Annotated in this window: 14 protein-coding genes; 4 read left to right on the top strand and 10 right to left on the bottom strand. The window is 69.0% G+C overall.

From position 1 onward, the window contains the following. Window positions 1–5 precede the first annotated feature (5 nt). On the bottom strand, window positions 6–2,330 hold the full coding sequence (locus tag WJ12_RS28790; RefSeq protein ID WP_069245943.1) for an FdhF/YdeP family oxidoreductase: 2,325 nt from the start codon (window positions 2,328–2,330) through the stop codon (window positions 6–8). Window positions 2,331–2,485: 155 nt separating this feature from the next. Between WJ12_RS28790 and WJ12_RS28785 the strand changes: the two genes are divergently transcribed. Further along, entirely contained in the window at window positions 2,486–3,907 is a 1,422-nt protein-coding gene (locus WJ12_RS28785; protein ID WP_034187921.1) for an aminotransferase-like domain-containing protein, read from the top strand. A gap of 48 nt (window positions 3,908–3,955) precedes the next feature. On the opposite strand, the gene WJ12_RS28780 is transcribed toward WJ12_RS28785, so the two are convergent. Next, on the bottom strand, window positions 3,956–5,167 hold the full coding sequence (locus tag WJ12_RS28780) for a mechanosensitive ion channel family protein (protein WP_059556651.1): 1,212 nt from the start codon (window positions 5,165–5,167) through the stop codon (window positions 3,956–3,958). 201 nt (window positions 5,168–5,368) lie between these two features. Next, on the bottom strand, window positions 5,369–5,665 hold the full coding sequence (locus WJ12_RS28775; RefSeq protein WP_154233741.1) for a hypothetical protein: 297 nt from the start codon (window positions 5,663–5,665) through the stop codon (window positions 5,369–5,371). Between WJ12_RS28775 and WJ12_RS28770 the strand changes: the two genes are divergently transcribed. After that, window positions 5,664–7,385 (top strand): SulP family inorganic anion transporter, encoded by a 1,722-nt coding sequence (locus WJ12_RS28770; protein WP_059556650.1) that lies wholly within the window; start codon window positions 5,664–5,666, stop codon window positions 7,383–7,385. The genes WJ12_RS28775 and WJ12_RS28770 overlap by 2 nt on opposite strands. Before the next feature lie 12 nt (window positions 7,386–7,397). On the opposite strand, the gene WJ12_RS28765 is transcribed toward WJ12_RS28770, so the two are convergent. Then, the gene (locus WJ12_RS28765; protein WP_059556649.1) at window positions 7,398–8,264 is read right to left on the bottom strand and encodes a LysR family transcriptional regulator; all 867 of its coding nucleotides are present in this window, start codon (window positions 8,262–8,264) and stop codon (window positions 7,398–7,400) included. Window positions 8,265–8,315: 51 nt separating this feature from the next. Here WJ12_RS28765 and WJ12_RS28760 point away from each other — a divergent pair, with 51 nt between their 5' ends. Beyond that, window positions 8,316–8,969 carry a LysE family translocator gene (locus tag WJ12_RS28760; protein WP_082744623.1) on the top strand — a complete coding sequence of 218 codons (654 nt, stop codon included), beginning with the start codon at window positions 8,316–8,318 and terminating at the stop codon, window positions 8,967–8,969. A 36-nt stretch (window positions 8,970–9,005) separates the two neighbouring features. Here the strand turns inward: WJ12_RS28760 and WJ12_RS28755 are convergent, their stop codons facing one another. The 6 genes from WJ12_RS28755 to WJ12_RS28730 all read right to left on the bottom strand — a co-directional run bounded on the left by WJ12_RS28755 (window position 9,006) and on the right by WJ12_RS28730 (window position 13,438). Beyond that, window positions 9,006–10,460, bottom strand: coding sequence for a DHA2 family efflux MFS transporter permease subunit (locus tag WJ12_RS28755; RefSeq protein ID WP_059556648.1), 1,455 nt, complete (start codon window positions 10,458–10,460; stop codon window positions 9,006–9,008). Further along, window positions 10,457–11,020: an isochorismatase family protein gene (locus tag WJ12_RS28750; RefSeq protein ID WP_059556647.1), complete on the bottom strand. Its 564-nt coding sequence runs from the start codon at window positions 11,018–11,020 to the stop codon at window positions 10,457–10,459. The genes WJ12_RS28755 and WJ12_RS28750 overlap by 4 nt, the downstream gene beginning before the upstream one ends. A gap of 68 nt (window positions 11,021–11,088) precedes the next feature. Beyond that, on the bottom strand, window positions 11,089–11,532 hold the full coding sequence (locus tag WJ12_RS28745) for a MarR family winged helix-turn-helix transcriptional regulator (protein ID WP_034187914.1): 444 nt from the start codon (window positions 11,530–11,532) through the stop codon (window positions 11,089–11,091). Window positions 11,533–11,617: 85 nt separating this feature from the next. Further along, window positions 11,618–11,851, bottom strand: a complete 234-nt coding sequence (locus tag WJ12_RS28740; protein WP_034187913.1) for a DUF7661 family protein — start codon at window positions 11,849–11,851, stop codon at window positions 11,618–11,620. 42 nt (window positions 11,852–11,893) lie between these two features. Further along, entirely contained in the window at window positions 11,894–12,976 is a 1,083-nt protein-coding gene (locus tag WJ12_RS28735; RefSeq protein WP_059556646.1) for a serine hydrolase, read from the bottom strand. 183 nt (window positions 12,977–13,159) lie between these two features. Beyond that, complete coding sequence (locus WJ12_RS28730) at window positions 13,160–13,438, bottom strand: hypothetical protein (protein ID WP_059556715.1); 279 nt, start codon at window positions 13,436–13,438, stop codon at window positions 13,160–13,162. Window positions 13,439–13,489: 51 nt separating this feature from the next. Between WJ12_RS28730 and WJ12_RS28725 the strand changes: the two genes are divergently transcribed. Continuing rightward, window positions 13,490–14,365, top strand: a complete 876-nt coding sequence (locus WJ12_RS28725; protein ID WP_049031348.1) for a LysR family transcriptional regulator — start codon at window positions 13,490–13,492, stop codon at window positions 14,363–14,365. The last annotated feature ends 51 nt before the right edge of the window (window positions 14,366–14,416 follow it).

Raw genomic sequence — 14,416 nt, 5'->3', positions numbered from 1 at the left:
CTCCGTCAGGCGGCGATCGAGGCCGGCGCGGCCGCGCGATGCAGCAGCACGGGCACCGACTTCGACGTCGGCGTGTTGCACACGTCGCCGACGCTGTCGAGCGGCACGAGCGGGTTGGTTTCCGGGTAATACGCGCCGATGCAGCCGCGCGGGATGTCGTACTCGACGAGCAGGAAGCCGTCCGCGCGCCGCTCGATCCCGTCGTGCCACACGGTTTCCATGTCGACCCATTCGCCGGCCTTCAGGCCGAGCATCGCGAGATCGTCGCGGTTGACGAACACCACGCGGCGCTGGCCGAACACGCCGCGATAGCGGTCGTCGAGCCCGTAGACGGTCGTGTTGTACTGGTCGTGCGAACGGGTCGTCATCAGCGTCATCAGCCGTTCGCCGTGCAGCGCGCGGGCGCGCTGGATCGGCGTGTCGGTCGGCAACGCGTGCGCGATGAAGTTCGCCTTGCCCGTCGGCGTGAGCCACTCGCGATCGCGCGACGCGACGCGCAGGTGGAAGCCGCCCGGCCGCGCGATGCGCGTGTTGTAGTCGTAGAAGCCGTCGAGCGTCGCCTCGATCGCATCGCGGATCTTCGCGTAATCGTCCTTGTACGCGAGCCAGTCGATCTTGCCGCCGCCGAACAGCGCATGGCCGATGTGCGCGACGATCGCGGGCTCCGACATCAGGTTCGGCGACGCCGGTTTGTTCATCCCGTACGACACGTGGACCATGCTCATCGAATCCTCGACCGTCACGCCTTGCGCGACGTTGTCCTGCAGGTCGATTTCGGTGCGGCCGAGCGTCGGCAGGATCAGCGCGTCGCGGCCGTGGATCAGGTGGCTGCGGTTCAGCTTCGTCGTGATGTGCACCGACAGGTCGCAGCGTCGCATGCCTTCCCACGTGCGCGGCGTATCGGGCGTCGCCATCGCGAAGTTGCCGCCGAGGCCGATCAGCACCTTCACGCGGCCTTCGAGCATCCCCTCGATCGTCTCGACGACGTCGTAGCCGTGGTGGCGCGGCGGTTCGAAGTCGAACACGTGGCCGAGGCGGTCGAGGAACGCCTGCGACGGCTTTTCCTCGATGCCGACCGTGCGGTTGCCCTGCACGTTCGAGTGGCCGCGCACCGGGCACAGGCCGGCGCCGGGGCGGCCGATGTTGCCGCGCATCAGCATCAGGTTCGTCAGCATCTGCACGGTCGCGACCGAATGCTTGTGCTGCGTGATGCCCATGCCCCACGTCGCGATCACGCGTTCGCTGCGCGCATAGCGTTGCGCGAGGCTGTCGATCTGCTCGTACGGCACGCCGCTTTCGGCGGTCAGCGCGGACCAGCTTTCGTTGCGCAGGTCGTCGGCGAAGGCGTCGAAACCGGCCGTGTGCTCGGCGATGAACGCGGTGTCGACGACGCGCGGCGCACCGGCGGCGCGCGCGGCGTCGTCGAGTTCGAGCACCCGCTTCGCCATCCCCTTGATCAGCGCGAAATCGCCGCCGATCGTCGGCTGGATGAACGTCGATGCGATCCGGGTGCCCGACATCGTCAGCATCTCGATCGGGCTTTGCGGATCGGCGAAGCGTTCGAGGCCGCGCTCCTTGAGCGGGTTGATCGACACGATCGTCGCGCCGCGCTTCGCGCATTCGCGCAGCTCGCCCATCATCCGGGGGTGGTTGGTCGCGGGGTTCTGGCCGAAGATCAGCAGCATGTCCGCGTGCTCGAAATCGTCGAGCGTGACGGTGCCCTTGCCGACGCCGACCGAGGCCGGCAGCCCGCGGCTCGTCGCCTCGTGGCACATGTTCGAGCAGTCGGGGAAGTTGTTCGTGCCGTACAGCCGCACCAGCAACTGGTACAGGAACGCCGCTTCGTTGCTCGCGCGGCCGGACGTGTAGAACGCGGCCTGGTTCGGGTCGGGCAGCGCGCGCAGGTGGCGCGCGATCAGGTCGAACGCGTCGTCCCACGCGATCGGCACGTAGCGGTCGGTTTGCGCCTCGTACACCATCGGGTCGGTGAGGCGGCCGTGCTGTTCGAGTTCGAAATCCGACTGTTCGAGCAACTCGGTGACCGTGTGCGCGGCGAAGAATTCGGGCGTCACGCGCTTGCTCGTCGCCTCGGCGGCCACCGCCTTCACGCCGTTCTCGCAGAATTCGAACGTCGATGCGTGCTGGCGGTCGGGCCACGCGCAGCCGGGGCAGTCGAAGCCGTCCGGCTGGTTCTGGCGCAGCAGCGTACGGTAGTTGCCGCCTGCGACCTTATCCTTGATCAGGTTGATCGTGACGGCTTTCAGCGCACCCCAGCCGGCGGCCGGGTGAGTGTACGGTTCGATGCGCGCGGTGGCGGATTTCTTTTTCATGGTGCAGCGGGTGTCGGGGTCGATGGGTGCAGAGTACGCGCGGCACCCGTGCCGCTGTGTGTACACCTGTTCGCTTCAAAAAAGAGTACAGTTTCGGCCATTCGCACGGTGCGGATCGCAACTGTGTTGTTGAAGGGAAGTTGAAAGGGAGGCGCGTGAAGCGTTACGAACAACTGGCCGACGATCTCCAGGCGCAGATCGAGCGTGGCGTGTACCGGCCGGGCGAACGGATTCCGTCGGTGCGGCAGGCGAGCCGGCAGCAGCAGCTCAGCGTGACGACCGTGCTGCGCGCCTACCTCGTGCTGGAAAGCCGCGGCCTGATCGAAAGCCGGCCGCAGTCGGGCTACTTCGTGCGGGCACGCGCGGCGGCGCCGGCCGAGGCCGAGCTGCATACGTCGGCGCCGACGGCCGAGCCGTCGGCGGTGGACGTGAGCCGGCTCGTGCTGTCGACGCTGCGCTCGATCGCGCGCGACGACGCGGTGCCGCTCGGTTCGCCGTATCCCGACGCGTCGCAGTTTCCGGTGCAGCGTCTCGCACGCTATGCGCAGACGATCGGGCGACGCCGCACGCGCTGGGGCGTGATCGACGACCTGCCGCCGGGCAACCAGGAACTGATCCGCCAGATCGCGCGGCGCTACGCGGAACGCGGGGTCGCCGTCGAGCCGGGCGAGATCGTGATGACGATCGGCGCGACCGAAGCGATCAACCTGTGCCTGCAGGCCGTCGCGAAGCCGGGCGACACGATCGCGGTGGAGTCGCCGACGTTCTACGCGATGCTGCACGCGATCGAGCGGATGGGCATGCGCGCGCTGGAAGTCGCGACGCACCCGGGCGACGGCATCGATCTTGACGCGCTCGAACGGGTCCTCGAGCGCGAGCGCATCGCCGCGTGCATGGTGATGCCGAATTTCCAGAATCCGCTCGGCTTCCAGATGCCCGATGCGCGCAAGCGCGCGCTCGTCGAACTGCTCGCGAAGCACGGCGTGCCGGCGATCGAGAGCGACGTGTATCACGAGCTGCATTTCGGCGACACGACCCCGAGCGCGCTGAAATCGTTCGACCGTGACGGCCTCGTGCTGCATTGCGCGTCGTTCACGAAGAGCCTGTCGCCGCGTTACCGGATCGGCTGGGCGATGCCGGGCCGCTATCGCGACCAGGTCGAGAAGCTGAAATTCCTCAACACGCTCGCGACGCCCGCGATCGAGCAGCTCGCGATCGCCGAGTACCTGAAATACGACGGCTACGATTTCCACCTGCGGCGCATGCGCAAGCTGTACGCGCAGCAGGCGAGCCTGATGAGCGCGATGGTGCGCCGGTTCTTCCCGGAAGGCACACGGCTGTCGCAGCCGCAGGGCGGGTATGTGCTGTGGGTCGAGCTGCCGCGGCAGGTCGATGCGATGAAGCTGTACACGCTCGCGCTCGCGCAGCGGATCACGGTCGGCCCCGGCCACATGTTCTCGGCGGGCACCGACTACCGGCATTTCATCCGGCTCAACTACAGCTATCCGTGGTCGCGCCAGATCGAGGACGCCTTGAAGGTGCTCGGGCGGCTCGCATCGGAGTGCGCGGCGCGATAGGCGCGGCCGCGTCGCGCATCGACCCGTCCGCGGTGCCCGCGCGCCGGCTTACGCCGCGCGGACCATCTGCCGCATGTCGAAACCCGACGGATGCTGGTACACGCGCAGCCCGAACTCCGGCAGCACCGCGATCAGGTGATCGAACAGGTCGGCCTGGATGGCCTCGTAGTCGACCCACGTCGTCGTATCGGTGAAGCAGTACAGTTCGAGCGGAATGCCTTCGGCGGTGAGCGGCAACTGCCGCGCCATGCAGGTCATGTCGCGGCGGATGCGCGGATGACCCTTCAGGTAGTTCGCGACGTACGCGCGGAACGTGCCCAGATTCGTCAGCTGGCGGCGGTTCGCCGGGCAGTCGCCGGCCGCGCCGAGCGTGCCGTTCCATTGCTCGATCGCGTCGACCTTGTCCTCGAGATAATCCCTCAGCAGCGTCAGGCGTTCGAGCCGTTCGATCTCGTCGTTCGATAGAAAACGCACGCTCGTCGCGTCGACGAACAGCGCGCGCTTGATGCGGCGGCCGCCCGCTTCGGTCATCCCGCGCCAGTTCTGGTAGCTCTCGGTGATCAGCTTCCACGTGGGCACCGTGATGATCGTGTGATCGAAGTTCGCGACCTTGACGGTGTTCAGCGTGATGTCGATGACGGTGCCGTCCGCACCGGCCGACGGCATCGTGATCCAGTCGCCGATCCGCAGCATGTCGTTCGACGACAGCTGCACGCCGGCGACGAGGCCGAGCAGCGTGTCCTTGAAGATCAGCATCAGCACCGCCGACATCGCGCCGATGCCGGACAGCAGCAGGCCGATCTGCTTGCCGGTCGCATCGCCGATCACGACGAGCGCGGCGGTGATGAACATCACGAGCTTGACGAGTTGCATCGCGCCTTTCAGCGACAGGCGCGGCTGGTCGCGCTGGTGCGTGCGGTGGGTGTGCTCGAGCGCGGACAGCGTCGCGCTGATGGTCATCGTCACGAGGAACACGATCAGCGCGAACAGCACCTTGTCGGCGACCTGCGTGACGCGCTCCGGAATGCCGGGCACCGCGCCGAGCCCGAGCTTGACCACGACGAACGGGACGATGCGGTTCAGCCATTTGAAGGCGCCGAACTCGAACAGCGCGTCGTCGATGCGCGTGGCGGACAGCCGCGCGAGGCGCGCGACCACGCGAAACAGCAGGAAATGGACGGCGGCGGTGATCGCGCCGGCGGTGGCAAGCAGAATGAGGATGCCGACGAGCGGCGTCAACCAGGATTCGTTCAGTGTCATGGCGGAAAACAGGGACCTTCTTGTGCGTTGAATCGGCGCCGCGACGCGGCGCGCGCCCGGTGAAGGGCACATGAAAGGGACCGTGATTGTGCCATCGGGTTCCGGACGCGTGGGGTGACGGCGGGTCGAACGGCTCCCGAATACGCTCACCATTGTGCAGGTGTCCTTCGCATCGAAGTGAGGGCGGGCGGTGAATCCGCGTCACCGCAAGCCGGTGCGCGAGTCTGTTGCCGGATGCCTCGCACGCACGGCTGCGATCGGCTCGAACCCGGCGTGGCGGGCCTTCGCGCGTCGACGCGCATGGTCGGCGATCCATGCAATCATGCGAGCGTCGCGGGTGTTGCCGGCATGCCGCACGCGCCGGCGTGCGAGCGGTGCGTCAACGGTGAGCGCCGCGCGCCGCGTTCGCGCACTTGCCAGGCAAGGCCCGCCCGGGGCACGATGCGCGAACGGCTTCGCGATCCTCGCCACTTCTTCGACCTCACGCATTTCACGCATGCAAGATTCCAACGAAAACCGCCCGTCGGGCGTGCGGCTGTTGAAAGGCCTGCTCCCGATCCGCCGGGCAGGCGCCATCCGCGACGTGTTCGCGGGCCTCTCGCTCGCCTCGATGGACATCCCGCAGGTGCTCGGCTACGCGCGCATCGCCGGGATGCCGGCCGTCACGGGCCTCTACACGGTGTTCCTGCCGCTCATTGCATTCGCGTGCTTCGGTGCGTCGCGCCATCTTGTCGTCGCCGCCGACTCCGCGACCGCGACGATCTTCGCGAGCCGGCTGTCGTCGATGGCACCTGCCGGCAGCGCGGAATATGCGGCACTGGCCGGCATGGTCGCGCTGCTGACCGGCGCGATGCTGCTGCTCGCGCGCATCTTCAAGCTCGGTTTTCTCGCCGATTTCCTGTCGCGCACGGTGCTGGTCGGCTTTTTCGCCGGCGTCGGCGTGCAGGTGTCGATCGCGATGCTCGGCGACATGCTCGGGTTGTCGGTGCCGTACCCGGCGTCGCGCAGCCTTGCGCAACTCGACTACGTCGTCACGCATCTCGTCCACGCGAACCGGCCGACGCTCGCGCTCGCGGCGCTCGTGGTCGTCGCGATCCTCGCGTGCAAGCGGTTCGCGCCGCGCGTGCCGATGCCGATGATCGTCGTCGTGGGGAGCATCGCGGCGAGCGCGGCGTTCGACTTCGCCGCGCAGGGCGTTGCGGTGCTCGGGCCCGTCGCGGGCGGGTTGCCGTCGCTGCGCTGGCCGTCCGTCACGTGGCAGCAGTTCCTCGATCTCGTGCCGGTCGCCGCCTCGTGTTTCGTGATGATCATCGCGCAGAGCGCGGCCGCCGCGCGGGTGTTCGCGCAGCAGTACGGCGAAGACGTCGACACCAACGCCGATATCCTCGGCCTCGCGGCCGCGAACGCGGCGGCGGCGGTAGGCGGCGCGTTCGTCGTCAACGGCAGCCCGACGCAGACGGCAATGGCGGATGGCGCGGGCGTGCGCAGCCAGATCGGCCATCTCGCGTTCGCCGCCGTGGTGGCCGTCGTGCTGCTGTTCTTCAGCACGTTCCTGCAGTACCTCCCGCATGCGGTGCTGGCCGGCATCGTGTTCACGATCGCGCTCGGGCTGATCAACGTGCGCAGCCTCGCGGCGATCCGCCAGGAAAGCCCCGGCGAATTCACGCTCGCGCTCGTGACGGCCACGGCCGTCGTGACCGTCGGTGTCGAGCACGGCATCCTGCTGGCCGTCGCGCTGTCGCTGATGCGGCACGTGCGCCACAGCTACCAGCCGCATACGATGGTGCTCGAGCCTGTCGCGGGCAACGGGCGCTGGCTGCCGGTGCCCACGCGGCGCGGTGCGATGACGGCGCCGGGGCTGATCGTCTACCGGTTCGGTTCCGACCTGTTCTTCGCGAACGACCATCTGTTCGCCGGCGAAATCACCGAACTCGTCGACACGGCGCCGGTGCCGCCGCGCTGGTTCGTGATCGATGCGGGGGCGATCACCGATGTCGACTATTCGGCCGCGCGCACGCTGACCGATCTCGTCAAGACGTTGCACGCGCGCGGGATCGGCGTGCTGTTCGGGCGGGTGAACCGCTACCTGCGCGCGGACATGGATCGCCACGGGATCACCGACGTCGTCGGCGCATCGTGCATCTTCGCGACGCTGCATCAGGCGCTGGAGGCGGCGGGCACGACGCCGCCGGCGCCGCAGGAGCCGGGCACGGTGTAGCGCGAACGGGCGCTAGGCGGCCGCGCGCAAGCGCGCGAACCCGTTGCGCAGATAGCGGGCCAGTTCCGTCGCGGCCGGGGTGCGCTGGCCGCGCGGCACATGCAGGTCGATCGAGAAGTTCGGCAGCGCGGGCAGGCCGCTGCCGGCCGGCAGGATATCGAGGTCGGTCGGGACGGTGGACGCGAGCCAGACGGTCACGGCGAGATCGGAGCGCACGGTCGCGGCCGTGGCATCGAAGCTGCCGTTCTCGAACACGGTGCGCCAGGCGCGATCGCAGCCGCGCAGCGCGTCGAGCACGGTCGGGCGGAACGCGCAGGTCTGCGCGACCATCGACACCGGCAGCGGCGTGTTGCGGTGCGCGGTGCCGCCTTTCGCGCCGACCCAGACCAGCCGGTCGACGGCAATGCACTCGCCGCGCGACGACCCGACCGGCGCCTCGACCAGCGCGACGTCGAGGTCGCCCCGCGTGAGCCCCCGGCGCAGTTCCGGCGACGCCGCGCACACGAGCGTGAGCGCGACCTGCGGATGCGCCTGTGCATAGCTTTTCAGGATCGGCGCGAGACAGGTGCCGACCAGGTCCTGCGGCGCACCGAGACGGACCGCGCCTTCCACGGCGCCCGCCGTCATGTCGGTGAGCAGCGCATCGTGTACGGCGAGCAGCCGGCGCGCCTGTTCGAGCAGCCGCTCGCCGGCCGCCGTGAGCAGCAGGTTGCGATGCTCGCGGACGAACAACGGGCCGGACAGCGCCTCGAGCCGCGCGACCTGCTGGCTGATCGCGCCTTGCGTCAGGTGCAGCGCGTGGCCGGCCGCCGTCATGCTGCGATGATCGGCGACCGAGACGAATGCGCGCAACAGCGCGATGTCGAGATTGCGTGCCATGCGTCACATTATGAATGCTAATGGCTGGCATAAAAAGCTTTCGCTTTCGTAATGGAGGGATCGCGGGTAAAAACGGGGCTTCGACGACGACAACCGGGAGCCGCCGTGCCGCTTCACGACTACCTGCCGCTGATGCTGTTCGTGATCGTGTCCACCGTGACGCCGGGCGGCGCGACGACGCTCGCGACCGCGTCGGGCGCCCATTTCGGCTACCGGCGATCGCTGCCGCTGATGGCCGGGATCGCGGCCGGCCTGGCGTCGATGGCGGCCGCGGCGGCGGCCGGGCTCGGCAGTGTGCTGCTCGCGCTGCCGACGTTGCAGCTTGCGATGAAAGCAGCCGGTTCGCTGTACCTCGTGTGGCTGGCCGTCCGCATCGGGCGCGGCGGCAAGCCGCGGCTCGACGCCGCCGTGCACCGGCCGCAAGGGTTCGTCAGCGGGGTGTGGATGCTGTGGCACAACCCGAAAGGCTGGGCGATGACGCTCGGCGCGGCCGCGTCGTTTGCCGCGCTCGCGTCCGGCCCGGCCCGGCTTGGCGTGCTGCTCGGGCTGGCATTCGGCGTGGCCGCGATGGCGTCGTTGTCGTTATGGTGTTTCGCCGGGCTGCTGTTCGCACGCGTGTTGCGCACCGAGCGGCAGTGGCGTTGCCTGAATGCGGGACTGGGGCTGCTGCTCGTGATGTCGATCGTGCCGATGTGGCTGCCGTAGCGGGCCGCCGCGCCTGTCGCGCGACGCGCCCCGGGTTCAGCGCGAGCCGGCCCGCGCGGCGCCGGCAGGCTGGCTCCCGGCAGCGCTCGACCTCAACGGCAGCCGCAGCGTCGTGACGAAGCTCGCCGCATGCAGCGCGCACAGCAGGCCAAACGCCCATGTATACGCGACGGCCGGCGTGCCACCGGGCGACATCGATTCGGCCTGCAGTCGCCACGCGAGGAACAGCGTGCAGATCGTCGTGAACGTCGGGCCGCCGAGGCGCTGCACGATATTGAGCGAGGTGGTCGCCATCGGCAGGTTGCGGCGTTCGACCGATGCATACGCGGCCGAGATCGACGGCGCGCCGATCGCGCTCTGGCCCATGCCGCGCAGGAACAGCGCGGGCACGAGCACCAGCGGATCGTAGCCGGTCAGCGCGAGGAACACGAACGGCAGCGTCGCCGCCAGCGCGAGCAACGCGCCGGCGGCGGCCAGCCGGCGCACGCCGAACCGGCCCGTCAGCGCGCCCATCGACGGATAGGTGACGAGCATGCCGAGCCCGAGCGGCGCGAGCAGCCACCCCATCTCGCCCGGCGAGCGGCCGCACGCCTGGATCAGGAACACGGGAATCAGCATCTGGCCCGCGTACATCGCGCCGTTCGACAGGAACTGCGTGCCGGCCGCCGCGCCGAACACGCGCGAGCGAAACAGCGCGAGATCGATCAGCGCGTGCTCGCCCTGGCGGCGCTCGAAGCGCAGGAACGCGGCGAGCAGCAGCGCCGAGCACGCGAGCGCGGCGATGCCGGGTGCCGAGCCGATTCGTTCGGCGCCGTACAGGAACAGCACGAGGCCCGGCGACAGCAACGCGAGGCCGATCCAATCAAGTGCGCGCGGCTGGACATCGTCGTGGTCGCCCGGCAGGAATCGCACGGCCAGGGCGAGTGCGAGCACGCCGACGGGCAGGTTCACGAGAAACAGCCAGCGCCACGACGCGTGCTGCAGGATCGCGCCGGCCACGACCGGCCCGAGGATCGGCGCAAGCAGCACGGGCACCGCCGCGTAGCCGATCACGCGCGCCATCTGCTGCCCGGCGACGCGCGCGATCATCATCTGCGCCATCGGCGCGAGCAGCCCGCCGCTGACGCCTTGCAGCACGCGGAATGCGATCAGCGACGGCGCGGACCACGCGAGCCCGCACAGCGCCGACGTGAGCGTGAACGCCGAGAAACACCACAGGTACAGCGCTTTCGCGCCGATGCGGTCGACGAGCCAGCCGTTCAGCGGCAGCACCAGCGTCAGCGCGAGCAGGTAGCCGCTCGTCACCCACTGGATCGTCGACAGGCCGGCATGCAGATCGGTCGCGAGGTTCGACAGCGACACGTTGACGATCGTCGCATCGAGCTGCGACAGCAGCGAACCGAGCGTCGCGACCGCGCTGACCTTCCAGATCGACGGATCGAGCCGGCCCGCCGCGAGGCCCGGCGCCGGCTGCGCGCGTTCGTCGCTCACGCGCCGCGCCGGTTGAGCAGCGCGACGATGTCCTGCGTCGTGCCGGTCTCGCCGAGGCGCGGGAACAGGCGCTCGATGCTGTTCACGTGCGCGTCCGCGTTGAGGTCGGTCATCGCATCGACCGCGAGCGTCACGTTGTAGCCGAGTTCGTGGGCCTGCCGCGCGGTCGATTCGACGCCGATGCTCGTCGCGACGCCGGTCAGCACGATCTGCGTGACGCCGGCGGCCTTCAGGTGCGCGTCGAGATCCGTGCCGGTGAATGCGCCCCAGGTCTTCTTCGTCACGACATGGTCGCCGGGTTGCCGGTTCAGCTCGGGCACGAGCTCGGTCCAGTCGGCGGGCAGCGCGTCCCGTCGCGCCGGCTGCTGCGTGCGTCCCGGCGCACCGCCGGCGACGTTGACGAGCACGACCGGCAGGCCGCGGCTGCGGAATGCGTCGAGCAGCGTGCGCGCGTGTGCGATCACCGGGGCGACCGGGTGGGCCGTGGGCAGGGCGACGATGCCTTTCTGCAGGTCGATGACGACCAGTGCCGTGTTCGTGTCGAGGCGGGTTGCGCTCATGATGGGGCTCCGTGGGAAAGGGCGGGGAACACCGGACGCGCGGATGCCGCGCGGCGCGCCGGCGGGATTCATTGCTCGCCGAGGCGGCGGATCAGCGGGATCGCGGCGGCGAGCGTGTCGATGTCCGCGGGCTCGAGCTTCTCGATCGCGGCGCCGAGCCACTTGTGTTTCGCGGCGTTGCGCTTGCGCCGGGCGTCGAGGCCGGCCGCGGTCAGCTTGAACAGGATCTGGCGGCCGTCGGTCGGATGCGGTTCGCGCTCGACGAGCGCGTCTTCCTCCAGGCTCGCGAGAATCGCCTTCATCGACTGCGGCTTCATCGCCTCGGCGCGCGCGAGATCGGCGGTCGTCATCGGCCCGTGCCGTTCGAGCCGCGCGAGCGCGCTCGTCTGGGACATGCCGAGCCCATCGGATTCGATCCCGGAGCGCAGACGGCGGATGAGCTGGCCGACCGCGAGGGTCAGGTCGGCGGCGACGGTTTCGGCGGAAGCGCCGGGTTTGCGTGGCGGGTTCATGCGGCGAATCTTAGAATACGACAGGAAAACTTGCAAGTTTAACTGTTGAATTATCCGCGAGACGACTGCGCGCCCCGGCGCGCGATTACGCGTCGCGCGGCGCGATCGGGACGACTTCGTTGTATTTCGGGGTCGCGCTCTCGTGCAGCAGGTCGCCGAGGTATTGCGCGAGTTCGTCCGCGCCGAGGGCGGACGGGACATGCAGGCCGGCGGGGCGCCGCTTGCCTTCGGCGCCGAGATCGAACACGGCCCAGCAGTCATTCTTGCGTACGACGGCGAGCAGCCGTCCGAAGGCGTTGAAGCGGTATTCGTCCTGCATGGCGTCGCTCCCGTCGGTTGGGCGCGCCGGCTGCCCGCGCGCTTACTGGATCGAGCAGGACAGCCAGCGGTGGATCTTGAGCGCGTCGCTCGAGACGCCGGCCCGCGTCGGCGCGCCGAGCAGCACGACCGTTTCGCGGCGGCCCTTCACGCGCATGCGCATCACGACCCCGTGCCCGGATTCGTTGATGAAGCCGGTTTTCTGCAGCCGGATCGGCAGGCGGCGGTAGCGGACGAGCGGGTCGGAATTCACGTACACGAGTTCGCCGTCGCCGGGGCGCACGGTGGTCGACGTGTCCGTCGAGAAATAGCGGATCAGCGGATCCCGTGCGGCCGCGCCGACGAGCCGAGCGAGATCTTCCGCCGTCGACACGTTGTGCGGCGACAACCCGGTCGGCTCGCGGAAGTGCGTATGGCGCATGCCGAGCCGGCGCGCTTCGCGGTTCATCGCGTTGACGAACGCGGCGCGCCCGCCCGGATAGTCGCGGCTCAGCGCGGCGGCCGCGCGGTTCTCCGACGACATCAGCGCGATATGGAACATGTCGCGGCGCGACAGTGCCGAGCCGACCTGCAGGCGCGAGCCGGTGAACTTGATCGTGTCGCGATCGTGCGCGGTGACGCGCAGCACGCCGTTCAGCGGGCGATCGGCGTCACGCGCGACGACGGCCGTCATCAGCTTCGAGATCGACGCGATCGGCCGCACGGCGCGCGCGTTGCGAGCCAGCAGCGGTGTGCCGGAGTCGACGTCGAGCACGTAGGCCGCGCGTGAATGCAGCGCCCTGACCGCGCGCGGCGTGTAGCCGCAACTGGCGAGCAGCCTGGGTTTTGCGGCCGGGCGCGGCCGCACCGCGGTCGTGCGCTGCGCGCGCCGCTGTTGCGGCGCGGGTGCGGCGTGACGCTTGACGGCTTGATGCTTGACGCGCGGGCGACGGTGCTTGACGGCCTTTTTCGTGCGGTGAGGCTTCTTCTTGACGGCCTTCGAGTGCGCGTGCGCCTGGGCGTGTGCGGTGCGATGCGGCTGCACGTGCTGTGCGGACGCCTTCGCGGCGAACGCGAGCAGCAGGAACGAAAGGGCGAGGATCAGGGAGGTCCGGGCGCGAGGCAGGCGCGCGATGAGGCCGGTCAAGCGAAAGTCTCCTTTTCACGCGCAATGCGGCTGCGCGGAATGCGTGGGCGGTCGGCGGGTGCGGGAAATTATACGGTCGATCGCGTGGCGATGAGAGGGGACGAGTCGCAATGACGCGTGATGTGGGCGGATTCCGATCGTTTTCGTGCCGCCCGTCGGCGCGCCGCGCGGGGTGAAAGCCGTTCAGCGCGGCCAGTTCCGTCGCGACACGACCGCGAAACTGATCGCGATCGAGCCCGTCATGGTGCGCGGCGGCGGGTCTTCGATCGCATCGCCGAAGCGGAAACGCCGACTGCGGCCGTCGGCGCGTTCGGCACGACGTTTCGGTGCGCGCGCATCGGTTGCGGCAGCGTGTTCGTTTGCGTCCGCACCGTCGCATGACGGCTCGGCCACACAATCAACGGCTTGATCGAAAGACATGACGGTGAATTCCGGGAAGGGCATGTCCGTATTGAACGTCACCGCGTTCAATCAGTAAAATGAATATTTCAATCGATCCGATTCCTTTCAAGAATGGAACTGAAACTGCTGCGCACGTTCCTGACGGTGACCGAGCTGTGCCATTTCAGCCGCGCGGCCGATGCGCTGCACATGAGCCAGCCGGCGCTGAGCAAGCAGATCGGCGCGCTCGAGGCGAGCCTGGGCGGCAAGCTGTTCGAGCGCGGCCGGCACGGCGCGGAGCTGACGCCGTTCGGCGAACGCTTCCTGCCCGATGCGCAGGCGCTCGTGCGAGACGCCGACGAGATCCTTGCGCGCGCGAGGGAAGCGACTAGCGGGCAGCGCGGGCATCTGCGGCTCGGTATCTGCCTGTCGGTGCTGATGCTCGTGCCGAAGCTCATCGCCGAGTTCCGGCGGCGCAATCCGGGCATTGCCGTCACGTTGAGCGACCTGTCGTCGTCCGAGCAGACGCGCCGGCTGCGCGCGGGCAAGCTCGACGTCGGGTTTCTGCGTTTGCCGTCCGACGAAGGATTGTCGTCGTTCAAGGTGGTCGACGAAGCGCTCGCGCTCGCGGTGCCGCCGCATCTCGGCTTCAAACGCGTGCCGGCCGACCTCGACGTGCTCAACGAGATCGGCTTCATCGCGCTGCAGCGTGCGCGCGGCCCCGGGCTGGCCGCCCAGATCGACCGGTGGTGCGTCGAGCGGCGCTTCGTGCCGCACGTGATGCAGCAGGCGGAGGACGTGCAGTCGGTGCTGACGTCGGTCGCGGCCGGCGTCGGCGTCGCGTTCATCCCGTCGAGCGCGCGATATCTGCTGCGCGATGCGACGGTGATACCGCTCGACGGCCGGGACGCGAAGTGGCGCGTGGGGCTCGCATGGTTGTCGGATCGCGACGATCCCGTCACCACGCGTTTCGTGTCGTTCATGCGCACCGCGCTCAAGGGCGCGTGACGCGGCGTATAGTATCCGCGATCGCCTTTCCTGAATGAAGGCCGGCCCGGC

It is taken from the genome of Burkholderia seminalis (assembly GCF_001718535.1).
Classification (GTDB): Bacteria; Pseudomonadota; Gammaproteobacteria; order Burkholderiales; family Burkholderiaceae; genus Burkholderia; species Burkholderia seminalis.
This window is presented reverse-complemented; position numbering and strand designations above follow the sequence as displayed.

Excerpts from the sequence above, each read along its gene's own strand:
- WJ12_RS28790 (WP_069245943.1), bottom strand. The coding sequence starts at position 2,330 with ATGAAAAAGAAATCCGCCACCGCGCGCATCGAACCGTACACTCACCCG.
- WJ12_RS28780 (WP_059556651.1), bottom strand. The coding sequence starts at position 5,167 with ATGACACTGAACGAATCCTGGTTGACGCCGCTCGTCGGCATCCTCATT.
- WJ12_RS28770 (WP_059556650.1), top strand. The coding sequence starts at position 5,664 with ATGCAAGATTCCAACGAAAACCGCCCGTCGGGCGTGCGGCTGTTGAAA.
- WJ12_RS28775 (WP_154233741.1), bottom strand. The coding sequence starts at position 5,665 with ATGCGTGAAATGCGTGAGGTCGAAGAAGTGGCGAGGATCGCGAAGCCG.
- WJ12_RS28765 (WP_059556649.1), bottom strand. The coding sequence starts at position 8,264 with ATGGCACGCAATCTCGACATCGCGCTGTTGCGCGCATTCGTCTCGGTC.
- WJ12_RS28760 (WP_082744623.1), top strand. The coding sequence starts at position 8,316 with ATGGAGGGATCGCGGGTAAAAACGGGGCTTCGACGACGACAACCGGGA.
- WJ12_RS28750 (WP_059556647.1), bottom strand. The coding sequence starts at position 11,020 with ATGAGCGCAACCCGCCTCGACACGAACACGGCACTGGTCGTCATCGAC.
- WJ12_RS28745 (WP_034187914.1), bottom strand. The coding sequence starts at position 11,532 with ATGAACCCGCCACGCAAACCCGGCGCTTCCGCCGAAACCGTCGCCGCC.
- WJ12_RS28740 (WP_034187913.1), bottom strand. The coding sequence starts at position 11,851 with ATGCAGGACGAATACCGCTTCAACGCCTTCGGACGGCTGCTCGCCGTC.
- WJ12_RS28725 (WP_049031348.1), top strand. The coding sequence starts at position 13,490 with ATGGAACTGAAACTGCTGCGCACGTTCCTGACGGTGACCGAGCTGTGC.